At 60.8% G+C, this 16,760-nt stretch carries 17 protein-coding genes and 1 tRNA gene; 10 read left to right on the top strand and 8 right to left on the bottom strand.

What is annotated here, in order from left to right; genetic code table 11:
• Positions 1 to 28: 28 nt before the first annotated feature.
• On the top strand, positions 29 to 1,150 hold the full coding sequence (locus tag BM216_RS23545; protein WP_093001655.1) for a mechanosensitive ion channel family protein: 1,122 nt from the start codon (positions 29 to 31) through the stop codon (positions 1,148 to 1,150).
• A 7-nt stretch (positions 1,151 to 1,157) separates the two neighbouring features.
• On the opposite strand, the gene greA is transcribed toward BM216_RS23545, so the two are convergent.
• Complete coding sequence (greA, locus tag BM216_RS23540) at positions 1,158 to 1,640, bottom strand: transcription elongation factor GreA (protein WP_093001654.1); 483 nt, start codon at positions 1,638 to 1,640, stop codon at positions 1,158 to 1,160.
• Between the two features lie 303 nt (positions 1,641 to 1,943).
• Between greA and BM216_RS23535 the strand changes: the two genes are divergently transcribed.
• From BM216_RS23535 to BM216_RS23520, 4 genes are all read left to right on the top strand, one after another.
• On the top strand, positions 1,944 to 2,264 hold the full coding sequence (locus BM216_RS23535; RefSeq protein ID WP_093001653.1) for a hypothetical protein: 321 nt from the start codon (positions 1,944 to 1,946) through the stop codon (positions 2,262 to 2,264).
• Positions 2,264 to 3,883 (top strand): methyl-accepting chemotaxis protein, encoded by a 1,620-nt coding sequence (locus tag BM216_RS23530; RefSeq protein WP_093001652.1) that lies wholly within the window; start codon positions 2,264 to 2,266, stop codon positions 3,881 to 3,883. Before BM216_RS23535 ends, BM216_RS23530 begins: the two co-directional genes overlap by 1 nt.
• Positions 3,884 to 4,120: 237 nt before the next feature.
• On the top strand, positions 4,121 to 5,317 hold the full coding sequence (gene mnmA / locus BM216_RS23525; protein ID WP_093001651.1) for a tRNA 2-thiouridine(34) synthase MnmA: 1,197 nt from the start codon (positions 4,121 to 4,123) through the stop codon (positions 5,315 to 5,317).
• Between the two features lie 157 nt (positions 5,318 to 5,474).
• Positions 5,475 to 5,551 (top strand) — tRNA-Met (locus BM216_RS23520).
• A 160-nt stretch (positions 5,552 to 5,711) separates the two neighbouring features.
• Here BM216_RS23520 and BM216_RS23515 read toward each other — a convergent pair.
• Complete coding sequence (locus BM216_RS23515) at positions 5,712 to 6,317, bottom strand: hypothetical protein (protein WP_093001650.1); 606 nt, start codon at positions 6,315 to 6,317, stop codon at positions 5,712 to 5,714.
• Positions 6,318 to 6,477: 160 nt separating this feature from the next.
• Positions 6,478 to 7,824 (bottom strand): amidase, encoded by a 1,347-nt coding sequence (locus BM216_RS23510; protein ID WP_093001649.1) that lies wholly within the window; start codon positions 7,822 to 7,824, stop codon positions 6,478 to 6,480.
• Between the two features lie 173 nt (positions 7,825 to 7,997).
• On the opposite strand from BM216_RS23510, the gene BM216_RS23505 reads away from it, so the two are divergent.
• The 3 genes from BM216_RS23505 (at position 7,998) to BM216_RS23495 (ending at position 9,152) form a co-directional block, all read left to right on the top strand.
• Positions 7,998 to 8,273 carry a hypothetical protein gene (locus BM216_RS23505; protein WP_093001648.1) on the top strand — a complete coding sequence of 92 codons (276 nt, stop codon included), beginning with the start codon at positions 7,998 to 8,000 and terminating at the stop codon, positions 8,271 to 8,273.
• Positions 8,274 to 8,401: 128 nt separating this feature from the next.
• A complete protein-coding gene (locus tag BM216_RS23500) occupies positions 8,402 to 8,785 on the top strand; it encodes a DUF983 domain-containing protein (protein WP_093001647.1) in 384 nt (127 codons plus the stop codon).
• 106 nt (positions 8,786 to 8,891) lie between these two features.
• Positions 8,892 to 9,152, top strand: coding sequence for a hypothetical protein (locus BM216_RS23495; RefSeq protein WP_093001646.1), 261 nt, complete (start codon positions 8,892 to 8,894; stop codon positions 9,150 to 9,152).
• Positions 9,153 to 9,628: 476 nt separating this feature from the next.
• On the opposite strand, the gene treY is transcribed toward BM216_RS23495, so the two are convergent.
• The 5 genes from treY to BM216_RS23465 form a co-directional block, all read right to left on the bottom strand.
• Complete coding sequence (gene treY, locus BM216_RS23485; protein WP_093001717.1) at positions 9,629 to 12,166, bottom strand: malto-oligosyltrehalose synthase; 2,538 nt, start codon at positions 12,164 to 12,166, stop codon at positions 9,629 to 9,631.
• A gap of 8 nt (positions 12,167 to 12,174) precedes the next feature.
• Positions 12,175 to 13,989, bottom strand: coding sequence for a malto-oligosyltrehalose trehalohydrolase (gene treZ / locus BM216_RS23480; protein ID WP_093001644.1), 1,815 nt, complete (start codon positions 13,987 to 13,989; stop codon positions 12,175 to 12,177).
• A gap of 81 nt (positions 13,990 to 14,070) precedes the next feature.
• Entirely contained in the window at positions 14,071 to 14,757 is a 687-nt protein-coding gene (locus tag BM216_RS23475) for a metallophosphoesterase family protein (protein ID WP_244530290.1), read from the bottom strand.
• Between the two features lie 71 nt (positions 14,758 to 14,828).
• The gene (locus tag BM216_RS23470; RefSeq protein WP_244530289.1) at positions 14,829 to 15,623 is read right to left on the bottom strand and encodes a nucleotidyltransferase family protein; all 795 of its coding nucleotides are present in this window, start codon (positions 15,621 to 15,623) and stop codon (positions 14,829 to 14,831) included.
• A 179-nt stretch (positions 15,624 to 15,802) separates the two neighbouring features.
• Positions 15,803 to 16,021, bottom strand: a complete 219-nt coding sequence (locus BM216_RS23465) for a hypothetical protein (protein WP_143102846.1) — start codon at positions 16,019 to 16,021, stop codon at positions 15,803 to 15,805.
• 150 nt (positions 16,022 to 16,171) lie between these two features.
• On the opposite strand from BM216_RS23465, the gene BM216_RS23460 reads away from it, so the two are divergent.
• Both BM216_RS23460 and BM216_RS23455 read left to right on the top strand, forming a co-directional pair.
• A complete protein-coding gene (locus BM216_RS23460) occupies positions 16,172 to 16,360 on the top strand; it encodes a DUF3008 family protein (RefSeq protein ID WP_093001716.1) in 189 nt (62 codons plus the stop codon).
• Positions 16,361 to 16,493: 133 nt separating this feature from the next.
• Positions 16,494 to 16,724 carry a hypothetical protein gene (locus BM216_RS23455; protein ID WP_093001640.1) on the top strand — a complete coding sequence of 77 codons (231 nt, stop codon included), beginning with the start codon at positions 16,494 to 16,496 and terminating at the stop codon, positions 16,722 to 16,724.
• Positions 16,725 to 16,760: the final 36 nt, after the last annotated feature.

Here is a 16,760-nt window from a genome sequence, read left to right as displayed (position 1 = left end):
TGCTGCATTGCACCCTAGCTGGAATGGAATGAACAATTTCATTGCAGAGTTTCGTCAATATACGGACTGGCTGCCGAACTGGATCGTCAGCATCGGTCTTCTCGTCGCCGCCATTCTGATCGGGCTGGCAGTTCACCGTCTGACGTTTCGCATCTTTACCCGCCTGGTGGAGAACAAGGATCTGTTCTGGCGCTCGGTGGTGTCGCGCGGACGTCGCCCGTTGCGGGTTGCGATACTGACCTTCACCCTGTCGGTTGCCGCCACGATCGCGCCGCTTGCGGCCCGGCCTGCGGAAATCATCCGCCATGTCCTGCTGATCGCGTTCATTCTGGTTCTCGGCTGGTCGGCAAAGGCTGCGCTGCATATCTGGATGACCGTCTACCTGCGCCGCTTCAAGCTGGATGCGGAGGACAATCTGCTGGCACGCGCCCACGTGACGCAATCACGCATTGCCGAGCGCATCGCCGGCGCGATGATCGTCGTGCTCACCATCGCCGCCATGCTGATGACCTTTCCGGCCGTCCAGCAGTATGGTGTGAGCGTACTCGCTTCCGCCGGTGTCGCCGGTATCGTGCTCGGTCTCGCGCTGCAGCCGATGCTGAAGAACATCTTCGCCGGCATCCAGCTCGCCATCACCCAGCCGATCCGCATCGACGATGCGCTGATTGTGGAAGGGGAGTGGGGTAATGTCGAGGAGATCACCTCCACATATGTCGTGGTAAAATTGTGGGACTGGCGGCGGATGATCCTGCCTCTGTCCTATTTCATCGAGAACCCGTTCCAGAACTGGACCCGCGAAGGCTCGGCCCTCATCGGAACGGTGATGATCTATCTCGACTACACGATCCCGGTCTCGGTAATCCGCAAGAAAGTGGAGGAGATCGCCGCCGCCTCGAAGATATGGGACAGGCGCGTTGTCAACGTGCAGGTCACCGATTTCCGCGAAAGCGTCATGGAGATCCGTATTCTCGTCTCTGCGAACAACGCACCCAAGACCTTCGACATGCGTTGCGAGATGCGAGAGAAGCTGGTCGAATTCATCCAGCTGGAATACCCGAACGCGCTGCCGAAGGTGAGGACAGATCGGCATCTCGACGGCAGTGGCGCTGCGGTTCTGGGCGCCGCCTCCCACGCTTCCCTGCAATCCTGACCAACGGTCAGGCGATTGCGGTAATCTCAAACTCCTGGTCGCCGAAAGTCATCACGTCGCCGACTGCCTTGCCCATCAGCACGCGTGCGACCGGTGCGACATAGGAGATCGACCCGGCCTTGGGATCGGCCTCGTCCTCGCCGACAATGCGATAGGTCTGTATGCGGCCATCGCCGCGTTCGAAGGTGACGGTGCTGCCGAAGGCGACGACGCCGGTCGAGGTCGGGGCAGGGACCAGCTGGGCCGTGCGCAGCCTCTCGGAGAGATAGCGCATGTCCCGCAGCGGGCCGGCCGATTGCTGTCGCTTCTCGTTGACATCCTCGATCGCCTGGGCGGCCGTGTAAGCTGCGCGTGCTTCCTCCATCTGGCTCTCAAGCGCCTTCAGCCCGTTTTCGGTCACGAGATTCGGATGCTGAGAGATCGGACGGTCCGGCAGCATGGTTTCGGCGGCCGTTTCAGCGCTTTCTTCCTTGGTGAAGGCGACACTCAATATTCTGCTCCGTCATTCTCTCTGCGGCATGCGTTAGAACAACGTTCAGGATAACGCCATGGCGACGATCGCGGAACCCGCTATTGTTCAAGCTCATTAAACGCCTTGATGGCGGATTTCGCGCGACGATTGCAAGAATAAACGAATATCGCAACGTAACGGATAGATGAACTTCAGGTCGCTATCTGTAAAACCTTCGCCTTAATCCGAGTGATGATTACATTTAACGATCAATAGGTTAGTGTAAGGCTGCGTAAACCATTCGTGTCTATTTTACTGTTGATCGAAACTGGTTCAACTTTCATGGCGATACGCTCATCTCGCTTAAGCGACGGAAAGATTATTGTCGCGAGCGTCGTCATCTTCATCTCACTTCTGACGTGGATGTGGCTGAGCCCGCGCGGATCGTTCTTTCTCGTCGTCGCGCAGCCGTTCGCATCCGAGCAGACCGTCCTTTCGATCATCGGCAAGGCGGATGGCAGCTATGTGGCGGGCGGTAGCCTGCCGTGGATCGCCATTGCTCAGTCCGACGCACCTTCCTTTCCCGCTCAGTTGAGGCGCGCCGGTGCTATCTTCGTCCTCAACGCCAATCTCAAATCCATTTGCTCGCAGGAGATTTTTTAATGAACGCGCTGGAGACCATTCGTCAGAAGGCTTCGATGGGGATTGTTACACTCCTGTGGATCAATGTCGCGCTCATCATCGCCCGCAACTTCTATCTGCCCGATGGCATGGATATCAGCGCGATGGTCGCGGCGGTTGTCATCGGCGGAATGGGAACGCTGCTGTGGCTCAATGACCGGACCGGCGCGACCACCCGCGTCGTGACCTCGATGGCGCATGCAGCGCAGGTCGGCATTCTGGTCTTCCTGTTCTCCGGCTCGCCGCTGCAGATCGACGTCCATATGTATTTCTTCGCCAGCCTCGCCATGTGCGCGGTCTGGGTCGATCGTCGCGCCATCTTCGCCTATGCAAGCTTCGTCATCGTCCATCACCTCCTGCTGTTCCTCTTCGCCTCGGCGGCCGTCTTCCCCGGCCAGTCCAGCTCCATGCGGGTCGTGCTGCATGCCATCATCGTCATCGTCATCGGCCAGGCCGGCGTTCTGCTCGCCCTGATCAAGGCGTTGACGGATACGCTGGTTTCCGCCCAGTCGGCGACAGACAAGGCACAGGCCGCACAGCAGGCGACCGACGAGATGTCGAAACAGGCCCGCGAAGCCGATCAGCGCATGGATGCCGATCGCCAGCGTGCCCGCAGCGAGGCGGAAATCGCAGCACAGCAGCGTCTGCGCCAGGCGACCGACGGCCTCGGTCGCGGCCTTCGTCAGCTTGCCAATGGCGACCTTACCGTACAATTGGACGAACCGTTCTCGGAAGAGTTCGAGGCGTTGCGCCATGATCTCAACGCTGCCGTCAGGCAGCTGCGCGATACGCTGAATGCGGTCGCCGAATCCGTCACTGTCATCGACGACAGCAGCAAGGAGCTCAGCCGCAGCGCCAATGATCTCGCCCGGCGGACCGAGCAGCAGGCGGCAACGCTGGAAGAAACGGCGGCGTCGCTCGGTACCGTCACCGGCAACATTCATGATGCATCAAAGCGCACCCAGGACGCGCGCGGCGTCGCGGCCGATGCCGCGAGCAGCACGGTCAACTCGGCCACCATCGTGGCAAGCGCGGTCGATGCGATGAGCAAGATAGAGGGCTCGTCCGCCCAGGTCTCCACCATTATCGGCGTGATCGACCAGATCGCCTTCCAGACTAACCTGCTGGCGCTCAACGCCGGTGTGGAGGCGGCGCGTGCCGGCGAAGCCGGCAAGGGCTTTGCCGTCGTTGCCCAGGAAGTCCGCGATCTCGCCCAGCGCTCTGCCGATGCGGCCGGCCAGATCAAGGAACTGATCCGTCTTTCCGGCGTCGAGGTGGAAAACGGCGTCGGCCTGGTGCGCGAGACGGGCGATGCCCTGAAGGCGATCGAGGGTTATATCGTCGACGTCAACCGCCACATGGAGATGATCGCCAGCACGACGAGGGAACAGTCAAGCGTGCTCGGAGAGGTCAACTCGGCGGTCGGCCAGATGGACAAGGCGACGCAGCAGAACGCCGCGATGGTGGAAGAGACCAGCGCCGCCGTCTCCCTGCTTACCGAAGAGACTACCAAGCTCTCTACGCTGATCAGCCGCTTCACGCTGGGTGGTCGCCAGGGCGCTTACGCATCGCAGGCTCATTCCTACGGACGGGCGGCCTAGCGGGCGTCTGCCTCTACGGTAAATCGGGACAATGCCGGCGGCGGCGGGGAGATCTGCCGCCGCCGGCGTCTTCAGTTGGCCGTATCCCTGCATCGGCGATATCTTGCGCTGGCCGTCATTCCTTTCTATATCCGGCGATAACCGAGCTCTCAGGCGGCCGATCCCGCCTGCCTGCCATTCCGTTTGCCGGAGCCATGCCTGAAGCATAGCGCCGGGTGAAAAGCGAAAGAGTAACCCGTGAATACGCTGGATTTTGACAAGAGGCCGGAAGACACGCGCGTTGTCGTCGCCATGTCGGGCGGCGTGGATTCCTCCGTCGTGGCGGGGCTTCTGAAGCGCCAGGGCTATGACGTGCTGGGCATCACGCTGCAGCTCTACGACCATGGCGCCGCCGTCCACCGTGCTGGCTCCTGCTGCGCCGGCCAGGATATCGACGATGCGCGCAGGGTTTCCGAAACGCTCGGCATTCCGCATTACGTGCTCGATTACGAAAAGCGTTTTCGCGAGACGGTGATCAATCCGTTTGCCGAAGCCTATGCGATGGGGGAGACGCCGGTTCCCTGCGTGGCCTGCAACCAGACGGTCAAGTTCGCCGATCTGCTCGCGACCGCCAAGGAACTCGGCGCTGATGCGCTGGCGACCGGCCACTACATCCGCTCGGCCGCCAACCCGACCGCGGACAATCCGAACCGTCGCGCGCTCTATCGCCCGATCGACAGCGACCGCGACCAGAGCTGGTTCCTGTTCGCCACGACCCAGGAGCAGATCGACTATTTGCGCTTCCCGCTCGGCGGCATGTCGAAGGCGCAGGTGCGCGATCTGGCGGAAGAAATGGGTCTTGTCGTCGCCAAAAAGGCCGATAGCCAGGACATCTGTTTCGTGCCGGCCGGCAAGTATGCCGACATCATCAGCAAAGTGAAGCCGAACGCGGCTCTCGCCGGCAATATCGTGCATATGGACGGGCGCGTGCTCGGCCGCCACGAAGGCATCGTGCATTACACGATCGGCCAGCGGAAGGGCCTCGGCGTCGCGACCGGCGAGCCGCTCTACGTAGTCTATCTCGATGCACGCTCGCGCCGGGTCATCGTCGGTCCGAAGGAAGCGCTCGATACTCACCGCGTCTATCTGCGCGACATGAACTGGATCGGCGATTCGTCGCTGGAGGCCGATGCAGAGGCAGGGTTCCCCTGCTTCGCCAAGGTGCGCTCCACCCGCCCGCCGACACCGGCGACGCTGAATGTCGATGAACTCGGCGTCTATGTCGATCTCGCGATCGGCGAAGCAGGCGTAGCCCCCGGCCAGGCCTGCGTGCTCTATTCCGCACCGGGACCGGACGCACGCGTCTACGGCGGCGGCTTTATCGAGCGTTCGGAACGGGCGGCGGAAGCGGAAGCCTCGCTGAAGGAATTGCTCGCCCAGCCGGTTGCGGCCTGAAGGGCGGACTTTGCTGCGGTGGGGATAGGCCGGAAATCACAAGGATTTTCGTCTTCCCGGATTTTTGCGGAAAGCCTGCTTGACACTTCGGTGACACGGGTCTTATAAGCCGCACATCAAAACGGCGGGACGATTTAACGGTCGTCCTAACCGGTGTGGCTGGGTAGCTCAGTTGGTGAGAGCGCAGGATTCATAACCCTGAGGTCGGCGGTTCAATTCCGCCCCCCGCTACCATTTTTCTTATAGCTTCTGAGTTCGACGAAACGCTTTGATGAGCCTAATCGGGTGGCGTCTAGGGCCCTAGGTTTCTGTTAAGCCGTATAGCGAACTTCCGCTGAACGATCAGAACAGTTTGGCGAGACTAGTTGAGCTTTAAATGCGAAAGCCCTAATCGTCACATGTCGAAGGGATCCGAAGCGTTGCGTGTATTCGGCGCCGCACTGAACGGATCCTGCGGAGATGGGGCGGGCGTCGTCGGCTGTTGAGGTTTGCCCGACGTCACTTCATTTACGGTAGTCTGGCAAGCAATCATCTCGTCAATCGCTTTCGATGACCCCTTCAGGCGAAGGTTTACAATCTCCCGGCCATTATAGTGCACCCTCACGCTATGCTTGCGAGCAAACTCGTTAGCGAAACTACCCTTTAGCCCATTAATGAAAAGCCATTTTGCTGATGCGAAATCGGAGCCTACAGCTGCCGCCTTCCAAGGCGTTCGGTTATCGAATGTGACGCTGATTTCGTAGTCTTTGCTATCTTCTAAGGACTTCCATTTCGCATTGCCAATTGCAAGGTACATAGTTCTCTCGTTCTCCAAAAAATTGAAGCCCAGTCGAATAACTGTCCCATCCTCGTACGCGGCAGTTACGTAACAGGCGTTCCCCATGGTTTGATCCATGAGGATGTCCCAATCGCCAGAGGACTTCCAAGGAATAGCCTGCTGCGCTGCAGCAGGAGTAACTGAACAGACAAGCAGCAACGCAATAAACATGCAGCGGGACATGTGGCCTCTCCCAGAGATAGGCCTTAAATTACTGCATGGCCTCAACAAAGAGTCGAGAGATGGGGAGTCCTGGATGCTTTTTTATTTTCAAAAAAGTTAAGAGATACATCGCTTGGCAGGCATCTGTATCTCGATATCCTTTGTGCTGCTCATCCGGAAATTAACCCCGCACAGTCTCTTCCCACCGCAGTGCTGCCCCCAGCACCTTATCATCCTCTCCCGCCGCACCCGACAGCAGCAACCCAACCGGCATCCCCGCATCCCCGGTACCACAAGGGATCGACACCCCGCACCAGCCCAAGAAGTTGCCGAAGCCGGTGTTGCGGAGGGTCTTGCCGTTCGTGGCGAAGAACAGGTCGTCGTCCTGGAGGAGCGGTTCGATGGCGGGCGCCACATGGGCGACGGTGGGCATGGCGACGAGGCGGCCGGCGAGGAGGGCTTCGGTCTCCTTCGTGAGGCGGCGGCGGGTGTTGAGGATCTCGATATAGTCGGCCATGGCGATATTGCCGCCAAGACGGATGCGGGCGACGACGCGCGGGTCGATGCCGTCGGCCTGCGGGCCCGACAGGCGCTCGCGGTGCAGGGCGAAGGCTTCCGCCGTCACCAGCGCGCCGCGGCTCTTCACCAGGTCGGTGATGGCCTCGAAGGCCGGGATGCGCAGGCGGACGATCTTCGCGCCTGTCTTTTCGAGACGCGCGATGGCAGCTTCGAAGGCTTTCACGACGCCGGGCTCGGCGCCGTCGAAGACGGCGTTTTCCGGGACGACGATTTCGATCGCGCCCTCGGGGGCGGGGCTGCGCATGACGTCGGGCCGCGTGGCGCCGCGCATGGCGGCATCGACCCATATCGCATCCTGCACGCTGCGGCAGAGCGGGCCGAGCGTGTCGAGGCTGGTGGCCAGCGGGAAGACGCCGTCCGTCGTGTAGCGACCGCTGCTTGCCTTGTAGCCGACGATGCCGTTCAGCGCCGCCGGGATGCGCACCGATCCGCCGGTATCGGTGCCGATCGCCACAGGCACGAGGCCTGCCGCCACCGCCACCGCGGAGCCGGAGGAGGAGCCGCCCGGTACGCGCGGCACATCGGTGCTGCGCGGATTGTGCGGCGTGCCGTAATGGGGATTGATGCCGATGCCGGAAAAGGCGAATTCGCTCATGTTGGTGCGGCCGATCGCGACCATGCCGGCCTGGCGTAGAAGATCCACCACGCCCGCGTCACGCTTTGCCGGGGTAGCGTTTCTGAGAATGTCGGAGCCGGCCGGTGTCGGCATGTCCTCGATGTCATACAGGTCCTTCCAGGCGACCGGTACACCATCCAGCCAGCCAAGGGAGCGGTTTTCCGCAACGCGTTTTGCGGCGGCCTTTGCCTCGGTGAGTGCCCGGTCCTTCGTCAGGGCGGTAAAGATCGCCTTGTCGGGATGGCGGGCGATGGCGTCGAAGACGGATTCTGCAATTTCGACCGGGCTCATGATGCCCGAATGGATCAACATCGACATTTCGGCAATCGACATGCCGGCAACGGGTCTGCTCACGGGTATTTCCTAGGCTCAACTGTCTGAGGTCACAGGTGTAACGGATCTTTGCCGGAAGGGTAGCGGAATTATCCGCATGGCCCTATTTCCGTCTGGAGGTTATCCGGCAGATCCATCGCGCCGGTGCCAACGTCCGATTGGAGGACACGAACATGAAATCGACCATTGTTCTCGCTGCCGCCGCACTTGCCCTTGCCGGGTGCACGACCTATTCGGTCAACAGCGCCGGCCTGGAGCCTATCCCCGGCAGCATCACCTATGGCGGCCAGCCGCGCAGCCGCCTGATGAAGGCGCCGATCGGCAGCACCGTGCCGCACGAGTTCCGCAACCAGTGGGGCGAGCGCGTCAGCGAAACCTACATAATCCAGCCTGACCGGAGCCTGAAGCTCGTCGAGCGCCACAAGATCCCCGAGCCGATCTGGGACTGAGTTGCACGCGGGATCGCTTGCGCGCCAGACCGGGGCAGATTGACGCGCCGGCCCGGAAAGCCTTGATGGAAGCCAAGTATCGGGAGTACGAGATTTGAAAGATCTCATTCTCGGAAAGGTTGAATCCCATGGCGCAGGATACACAATGGCCGCCGCTTTCGCCTTACAGCACGGGGATACGCGGTCACTGCCCCCGCTGCGGCCAGGGACATCTGTTCAGCGGCTTCCTGCAGCTGCGGCCCAATTGCGAGGTCTGCGGCCTGGATTACGGTTTCGCGGATCCCGCTGACGGGCCTGCCTTCTTCGTGCTGTGCTTTGCCTGCGTGCCCAGCGTGGCGCTGGCGGTCTGGATCGAGGTGGCATTCCAGCCGCCGTTCTGGATCCATCTTCTGATCTCGCTGCCTTTCCTGCTTTTAACCTGCATCCTTCCCCTGCGGCCGCTCAAGGGGTGGTTGGTGGCGAGCCAGTACTTCTACAAGGCCGAGCAGGGCAGGCTGGACCGGGGGACCTAGCCGATCTCCAGGCGATCCTCCTCGCAGCGATTCGTTTGCCGATAGCACTTTCCATTCAGGAACATTTTAAGGTGCAAACCATTCCAAGCTAAAGCGAGGAATTGGAATGCCTGACCTGAATGAAATGGATAATGAAGCGCGGCGACGCTCCCTGGCGCTGGAAGGCGCCATGATGCTGCTTATCGATGGGCTCGCCGCGCGCGGAACGATTTCCATCGACGAGGCGGAAGATAGCTGCGCATTCTGGCCAGCAGTTCCGACTCTTCCGCTGCCCGCGCTTCGAGCTCGCTGCGCATCGTTGGCCAGCTTAAACAGTTACGGCGTGGCGACGGTCTTTCGACGCCGGGCGCCTGAACCTTTTTCGTAAAAAGCTGGTCTACAGAAATCGTCGGTCGACGCGGGGCAAAGGTCTGTGCGGCGGTCATTGTTCGTTGGGTGAAAAGGCCCGGAATCCCGGCTCTTTCGAGTTGGTTGCGCTGCGAAAAACTTGAGGTCCGAAACGTGATCGATTGGAACCTTTTACACTTGCAGCCGTTCAATTTTTCGACATCAAAAGGAGCACTAAAATGAACAGCATCATTTGGTTGGTTGGAGCGGTCGTGATCGTTATCGCGGTTCTCAACCTTGTCGGATTTGCCTGAGCCCCAGCCCGCTCAATACTTAAATTTTCAGGAGAGCTAAAATGAACAGCATCGTCTGGCTCGTCGGAGCCGTTGTCATCGTCCTCGCCATTCTGTCGTTTTTCGGCCTGCGCTGATCCAAACGATAAGATGCGCCACATACGCAAACCGCCAGGCCTTAAGGCCCGGCGGTTTTCTTTTGCCCGAAGATTTCTGATCCGAGCTATTCCGCGACCAGAACCGAGAAGGGATGGTCGGCAAACAGCCAGTTGACGGCGGTATGGTCACGCAGATCGAAGCTTTTACCTGAGAAAAGATCCCGGTAACGCCTTCCGGACAAAGGCTGCGGCAGGGCGATCTGGGTTTCCGTCCATTCACTGGGACGGGTGCGTGACGTATCGTGCAGCGCTTCGAGCACCCGCCGCGGCGCGATGACGAGAACGGCATGCTGCTGGTCATGCCGCGCAAAGGCGATGATGTTGTCCTGGCGCTTGCCGGAGACCTCGAGAGGCAGGTATTCGCCGGTGCGGAAGAGATCGGGGAGCCGTGTGCGCAGGTGCAGCAGGCGTGCCGTCACGTTCTGCTTCAACCAGCCATTCTGCCATTCACCCTCTTCGGAAGACGAAAGGGCCTCATTCTCCGAAAGCTGTCGTTGCAGCATCTTGAAGTCCGGCTCCCGGCGGTTGTCCGGATCGACGAGAGACAGGTCCTTGGCTTCACTTCCCTGATAGATATCGGGAACGCCCGGTGCCATGAGCTTGATCAGCGTCTGGCTCAGGCTATTGACGTGGCCGGCGCGCAGGACGGGGCGGATGGTGGCAACGAAATCGCCGAGGAAGTCCTGGTTGTCCGGCGACAGCATCTGCCCGACATAGTCACGCACAGCAGTCTCGTAGGCCGCGTTTCCGTCACTCCAGTTGGTCCTGAGCTTTGCCTCGCGCAGCGCTTTCTCGACATAGGCCTGGAAGCGTTCCTCAAGTTTCTGCAGCCCATCGCTGTCGTCTGACATGAGCTCCGATGACCAGACGCCGGCAAGCGCCTGGTAGAGCATCCATTCGACGGAGGGTTCGGGAGCAGGGCCATCATTCAGTCGTGTGACGGCGGAGGCGTTCATCCGGCGCCAGCGCGCCACCGCGTCGGCCCAGACCTGCGGTGCCTCGCTCAAGGCATAGAGCCGGGCGCGGGCATCCTCGCCGCGCTTGGTATCGTGGGTCGATGTGCCGGACAGGGCTTCCGGCTGAAGCCGCTGCCGGTCCTTCATCTGCTGGTGGAAGCGATCAAGCGAGAAGTCACGCGGCAGAGGCTCGGCGCCGACCTCGTTCAGGGCGAGCAGCATATGGTGGCGGAAGAACAGCGTGTCCTCGACCGATTTCGCCATCAGCGGACCGGTCAGCTGCTGGAAGCGGGTACGGAAAGTCGCGGCGCGGCCGGACATGGCGTCTGGGACATCGCCGTTGAGGATGGTGGCGAGAACGGGCAGGGCGGAAAGATCGGCCACGGGTTGGGCCCGCCTCACATGGGCGATCACCTTCTCCAGCATCTGCCGGCCTTCCGGCGGCATGCCCTCGCGGGTGCCATAGGTGCGGTAGACCGGAAAGGCGACGAGCAGTTCGCGCAGGCCCGCCCGGATCGTATCGGTGGACAGGGCGGCGGCGTTGGGCAGCTCTTCACAGATCGATTCAGCGAGTTTTACGAGCGTAGAAACTTCTCCCGCGAAGTTATTGTCCGCCATCAGCAATTTGGCCGAGCGCAGTTCCTTTTCCATGTCCGGCGCGGCACCGGTCGCGGCCGTATAGGCGGCCTGCAGGTCCTTCAGCTTTGCTCCGTCAACCAGCGCATCGCTGAGGCTGGCTATGAATTCATAGCCGGTGGTGCCGGAGATCGGCCAGTCGGGCGCGATGTCCTCGCCCTCGCCAAGGATCTTCTCGACGGTGATGTAACAGTCCGGACCGGCCTCGTGACGCAGCCGCTCTAGATAGGCCTTAGGATCGGCAAGCCCATCGACATGGTCGACACGCAGGCCGTCGACGGCGCCGGAGTTGACGAGTTCGAGGATCAGACGATGGGTGTCATCGAAGACGTTGTCGTCCTCGACGCGGACACCGGCAAGCCCGGTGATCTCGAAGAAACGCCGGTAGGAAAGATCACGCGGCGCGTCCCGCCAGGACATCAGCCGATAGGACTGCTGCTGGTGAAGCTCGGCGATGGCCGCCTTGTCGGTCAGCGCAAGAACCTGCTCTTCGCGCCCGGTGTAGGTATCCGGGTTCAGCGGGTAAAAAGTCTCGTAATAGGCAAGAACCGGTTTGTCCGTTTGCGGATCTCGCTTTACCGAAATCTCACCGGCGTCGAGCACCTTCTCGAACGTATCGCCGAGGAAGGGCAGCGTCATGCGGCGCGACCAGTCGATGTCGAAATGGCGGGCATAGGGGCTCTTTTCGCCATGCTCCACGACATCCCGCCACCACGGGTTTTCCAGCGAGGCGGCCATGTGGTTCGGCACGATGTCGAGGATGAGGCCGAGGCCTTCCGCCTTCAGGGCGTAGACCATGCGGTTGAAGCCTTCGCGCCCGCCGATCTCGGGGTCGATCTCGTTGGCGTCGGTGACGTCATAGCCGTGGGTCGAGCCTGACGTCGCGGTAAAGACCGGCGAGGCATAGAGATGGCTGATCCCCAGGCGTTTCAGATAGGGCACGAGACCGGCGGCGCGGTCGAAGGTCATGCCGTTGCGAAACTGGATGCGGTAAGTTGCGGTCGGAATCATGCGGCGGCTCATGCCTTTTCAAAGCTGACGAGGATCGAGTTCGGCGGCAGTTCGGTCAGTTTTTCCGGGTGGTCCTTGCGGGGATAGGCGAAGACCGCCTTGCCGGGCATGGAGGGCACGGGGTGAGCGCCCTCACCAATGTTGAGGGCAACAGCCAGTCTGCCTTTCGGGAAGTCCCAGGAGACGGACAGAAAGTCTTTGCCTGTCTCGATCACCTTGCCGGTGCCGCCGGGTGCATCAGCCAGCATCGGGACGACGATCTCCCGGCGCAGTTCCAGGAGATCCCGGGTCAAGGTGAGCCATTCGCGGCCCTGCGGCGATTTGAGCTTGTCCCAATCCAGCTTCGATGTCTCGAAGGTCTTTTTTGCATTGGGGTCGGGAACCTTGTCGCCCTCGTGTCCGGCATGGCCCTTGAACTCGTTCGCCCGGCCCTCGCGCACGGCCTTGGCAAGGTCGCCATGGAAGTCGGTGAAGAACAGGAACGGGTTCGTCTCGCCATATTCCTCGCCCATGAAGACCAGCGGGATATGGGGCGAGAGCAGCAACGTCGCGAAGAGCAGCTTGGTGCGGGTCTCGCCGGCAAGCGAGATCAGTCGCTCTCCCAGAGCGCGGTTGCCGGTCTGGTCATGGTTCTGGATGAAGTCGACAAAGGCTGCGGGTGGTTGGCCGTTTGAATCGACGCCGCGTTTTTCTCCCGATTGCGGGGATACTTCGCCTTGATAGGCAAAGCCTTCGGCGAGGCATCGAGCCACCAGCCTTTCAGGCTCCCTGGCAAAGTCCTGATAATACGCATGGGTCTCGCCGGTGGCGAAGACATGCACGGCGTTATGGAAATCGTCGTTCCATTCGCCGGTAAAGAGCGGTGCCGAGCCATCCTCGTCGCGTGGATGGAGGAAGGTGACGTTGCGGCAATCCTCGGTCGTCAGGTGGATCGGCCGGTCGGTGAATTCGGCGCGGATGCGTTCGGCGATCTCGATCAGGATATGCTTCTCCGATGTGTCCTCGATCTGGTCGATCGCATCGAAGCGCAGGCCGTCGAGATGATATTCCTCCAGCCAGTAGAGCGGGACCTCGGCGATATAGCGCCGCGCGGCATCAACATCGTATGCGATACCGGCCCCCCAGGGCGTCATCCGCTCCTTGTGAAAGAAACCGGGCGCCAGGATTGGCAGGTAATTGCCCTCCGGGCCGAAATGGTTGAGCACGATATCGAGGACGACCGACATGCCGAGGCCGTGAGCCGCATCGATGAAGGCCTTGAAATCCTCCGGCGCGCCGTAGGCGGAATGGGGCGCGTAGAGCAGCACGCCATCATAGCCCCAGCCGCGCTTGCCGCCGAACTGCGCAACCGGCAGGACCTCGATCATGGTGATGCCGAGATCGGCGAGATGGCGCAGCTTGTCGATCGCCGAGCGGAACGTGCCTTCGGCCGTGAATGTGCCGACATGCATTTCGTAGACGACCGTCTCTTCCCATGGCCGGCCTTTCCAGTCACCATCCTGCCAGTCGTAATTGGTCGGATCAATGACCAGAGAGGGGCCATTGACGTCGCCCTTCTGGGCGCGGGAGGCGGGGTCGGGCACGACCATGCCGTCTGCCAGGACGAAATTGTATTCCGCGCCGGCATGGACACCCGTTGCCAGAAGCTCGAACCAGCCGTCGCCGCTCTCGCTCATCTCGGTGTCTTCGCCGTCGAGCCGCAGGATCACCTGTTTCTGGCCGGGCGCCCAGACACGGAAGCGGACCTCGCCGACGGCGACATATTCTGCTCCCCATGTCTTTGGAAAAACGCGAAACTCCGTGGCGGCATTGCTATCCGTCATATGACCCGGTCCCTCATTGAAAGAGACCGGCAAACGGAAAAGCGGCTCGGTAGTTCCATGCCGGGCCGCGGTTATTTCGCCTTACATCTCCAGAAGCGCATAAGGCTTGCCGGTCGGCTTCTCGATATGGGAGGCGACGTTATAGACCGGAGCGCCGCCCGGGGTCTTGCCTTCATAGGTGCCGCGATGGGCGTGGCCGTGGACAACGGCCTTGACCGGGAAACGATCGATCGTTTCGGCCAGTCGCGACGAGCCGAGGAAGGGGAAGATTTCCGGCGGCTCACCTTCGACGGTCTGCTGGATCGGCGCATAGTGAAGGACAACCATGGCGCGCTCGGAGCGCACCTGTCGAAGCGCGTTTTCAAGCCGCATCGTCTCCTCGACGCTTTCGGCGACCATCGCCTTGATCGCAGGCTCGCCGAACGAACCGAGCATGTAGCGGCCGAAGCCGCCGGCAAAACCCTTCACACCTGCAAAGCCGATGCCGTTTATCTCAATGGCCGTACCTTCGAGCAGGTGAACGCCGGCATCCTTGATGATCTGCCTGACCTCGTCCACATTGCCGCATTCGTAATCGTGATTGCCGAGAACGCCCACCATCGGGATCGAGCACGAGCGCAGATCTCCCGCCAGAAGCTCGGCTTCCGCCGGCTTGCCGAGGTCCGTCAGGTCTCCTGTCAGGACCAGTATATCGGCTTCTTGGGAAATTTCGGTGAAGAGTTCCTTATAGGACGCCGAGCCGTGCTCCTTGACATGCAGGTCGCCCATGGCTGCGATCCTTTGCTTGCCATTGGCCTTTTTCGCGTCGGCCCTTGCTTCCTTCTTTTCCGCCGCGCTAGTCATACGGGGCCTCCTTCTCGTGTTGCTTCATCCACGCCATCGCGCAGATCGCCTTCACCACCGACATCGGCAAAGCCCCATTCCTTGACGTCGATCTCGAAATCGACGCGGCTGAACATGCGGCCACGGCAGATCTTCATCTGCGGAAGGGGCAGTTCGCGCTGGGCCTTCAACCGGTCGAGCAGTTCGTCCAGCAGCCAGTCCGGCACCTTGTCGCGCTCTGTTGGGTAGATCCAGCGGAAGTTCATCAGGTGGATGAACAGCACCTCCCAATGGACTTCCATATGGTTCAGCAGGCGTTGCCAATCGATCTGGTCATGGGCCCGCAGGATCATGTGTACGATGTCGCCGCCGTCATAGCGATGACGGAGCTGGACGAAGCATTTCGACCAGATGAGCTCGGTCGGCGCGATGATGCGCACCTTGTGGCCGTTCATCTCTATCTGGCGGGCATTGTCGAACCAGCTGTCGCTGATCGGCATCGTGCCGTTCGAGGCGGCGAAGATCACGTCGAAGAAGTGCCGGCCCTTCTTCACCTTGCCGAGCCAGCGGTCGTCCTCGACCTCGATCTCGTAACCCTTCTCCTTGAAATGCGCGAGAATGCGGGCGTAATCACCCGCCTTGCAGAAGATATCGAGATCCTTGGTGGGGCGGGTAATGCCCGTATAGGCGCTAATCGCAAACGTGCCCGCCAGAAGGAACGGGATGTGACAGGCCACAAGATCCTCCAGCGCCTGCGAGACGAAAGCCTCGGCTTCCGCATCCGCAAGCGTCGGGGCCGCCATCACCTCCATGTCGGGCATGGCGTCGACAGGATGCGCGTGGCGTTCCTGGCCGGCAGAGCCGGCTTCCGTCTCGGGCATCAGGGTCTGCGCTGTATTCACGTCGGCATTCATCGATTGTCTCCGAATGTCAGTTGCGCAGGGTAACAGTCGGAGGCGATGGTAGGTTCCCGCCGAGGCGGTTCTGACGCTTAAGACTGTTCCTGATTGTCGGCGTTCGCCATCGGGCTCGGGCGCCCGTCCGGCTGGTCGCCATCCTCGCGCTGGTCGGCATCTTCCAGGTCGGTTTTAACAAGGTAATTGTCTTCCTTGCCGAGCCTGGCTGCCTCCTTCAGCGCTTCCGGATTGGTGGTGTTGAGCTGTTCGTGCTCGATGTCGTTCTCGATCGATTTTTTGGACGGTCCGCTCATCTTTCCCTCCTTGAGAGTACCTTCATGCTCGCAGGTTTCTGCGGGCTCGCGAGGAAAACCCATCGCAGGGAGAGAGGTTCCGTGCTTGTCGATTGGAACGAAAATCAACACTGGCCGGTTTGATCTGTACATTCACAAATGGAGGCAGAGATGCCGGCAAAATCCAAGGCACAGCAGAAAGCGGCCGGAGCCGCATTGGCCGCGAAGCGCGGTGAGATCAAGAAGGGGGAGCTGAAAGGCGCTTCGAAGGGCATGGAGAAATCCATGAGCGAAAAGCAGTTGGAAGATTTTGCTTCCACCAAGCGCAAGGGCAAGCCCGAACACGTCGCCCATCATTGAGCCAGATCGATTTCCGGTCCGAACCCGGACTTCCCGGAAAGGCGGGTGCTGCAGCAGGCGCCCGTCTTTTCCTATTTCCGTCCATCTTTACCGCTAGAGCAGCGCTTGGCCACTTCTATGGGAGGGAGAGAAGATGTCACCGCAGGAACTCGATCAGACCTTGCAGGCGTTGCCGCTGAGAGCAGGTGTCTACGTGCCAGAAGACCTTCTCGAGGACTGGTTTGCGCCGGGAACCGGCATGAACCCGGTCAGCAGCGAGGCGCTGGATGCCGCGGAAGCATACGGAAAGCGCTTCGAATGCGAGTTCAAATATTATCCGGAGCGCATGGAGGGCGTGTTCTGGAAATGGGTTCCGGCGATCTGACACTACCGGTTTTTCGGAGGAGGAAGGGCGACATCG

Source organism: Rhizobium sp. NFR07 (assembly GCF_900111905.1).
Classification (GTDB): Bacteria; Pseudomonadota; Alphaproteobacteria; order Rhizobiales; family Rhizobiaceae; genus Neorhizobium.
Note: the sequence above shows the minus strand (reverse complement) of the source record. Positions and strands in the feature narration are given on the sequence as shown.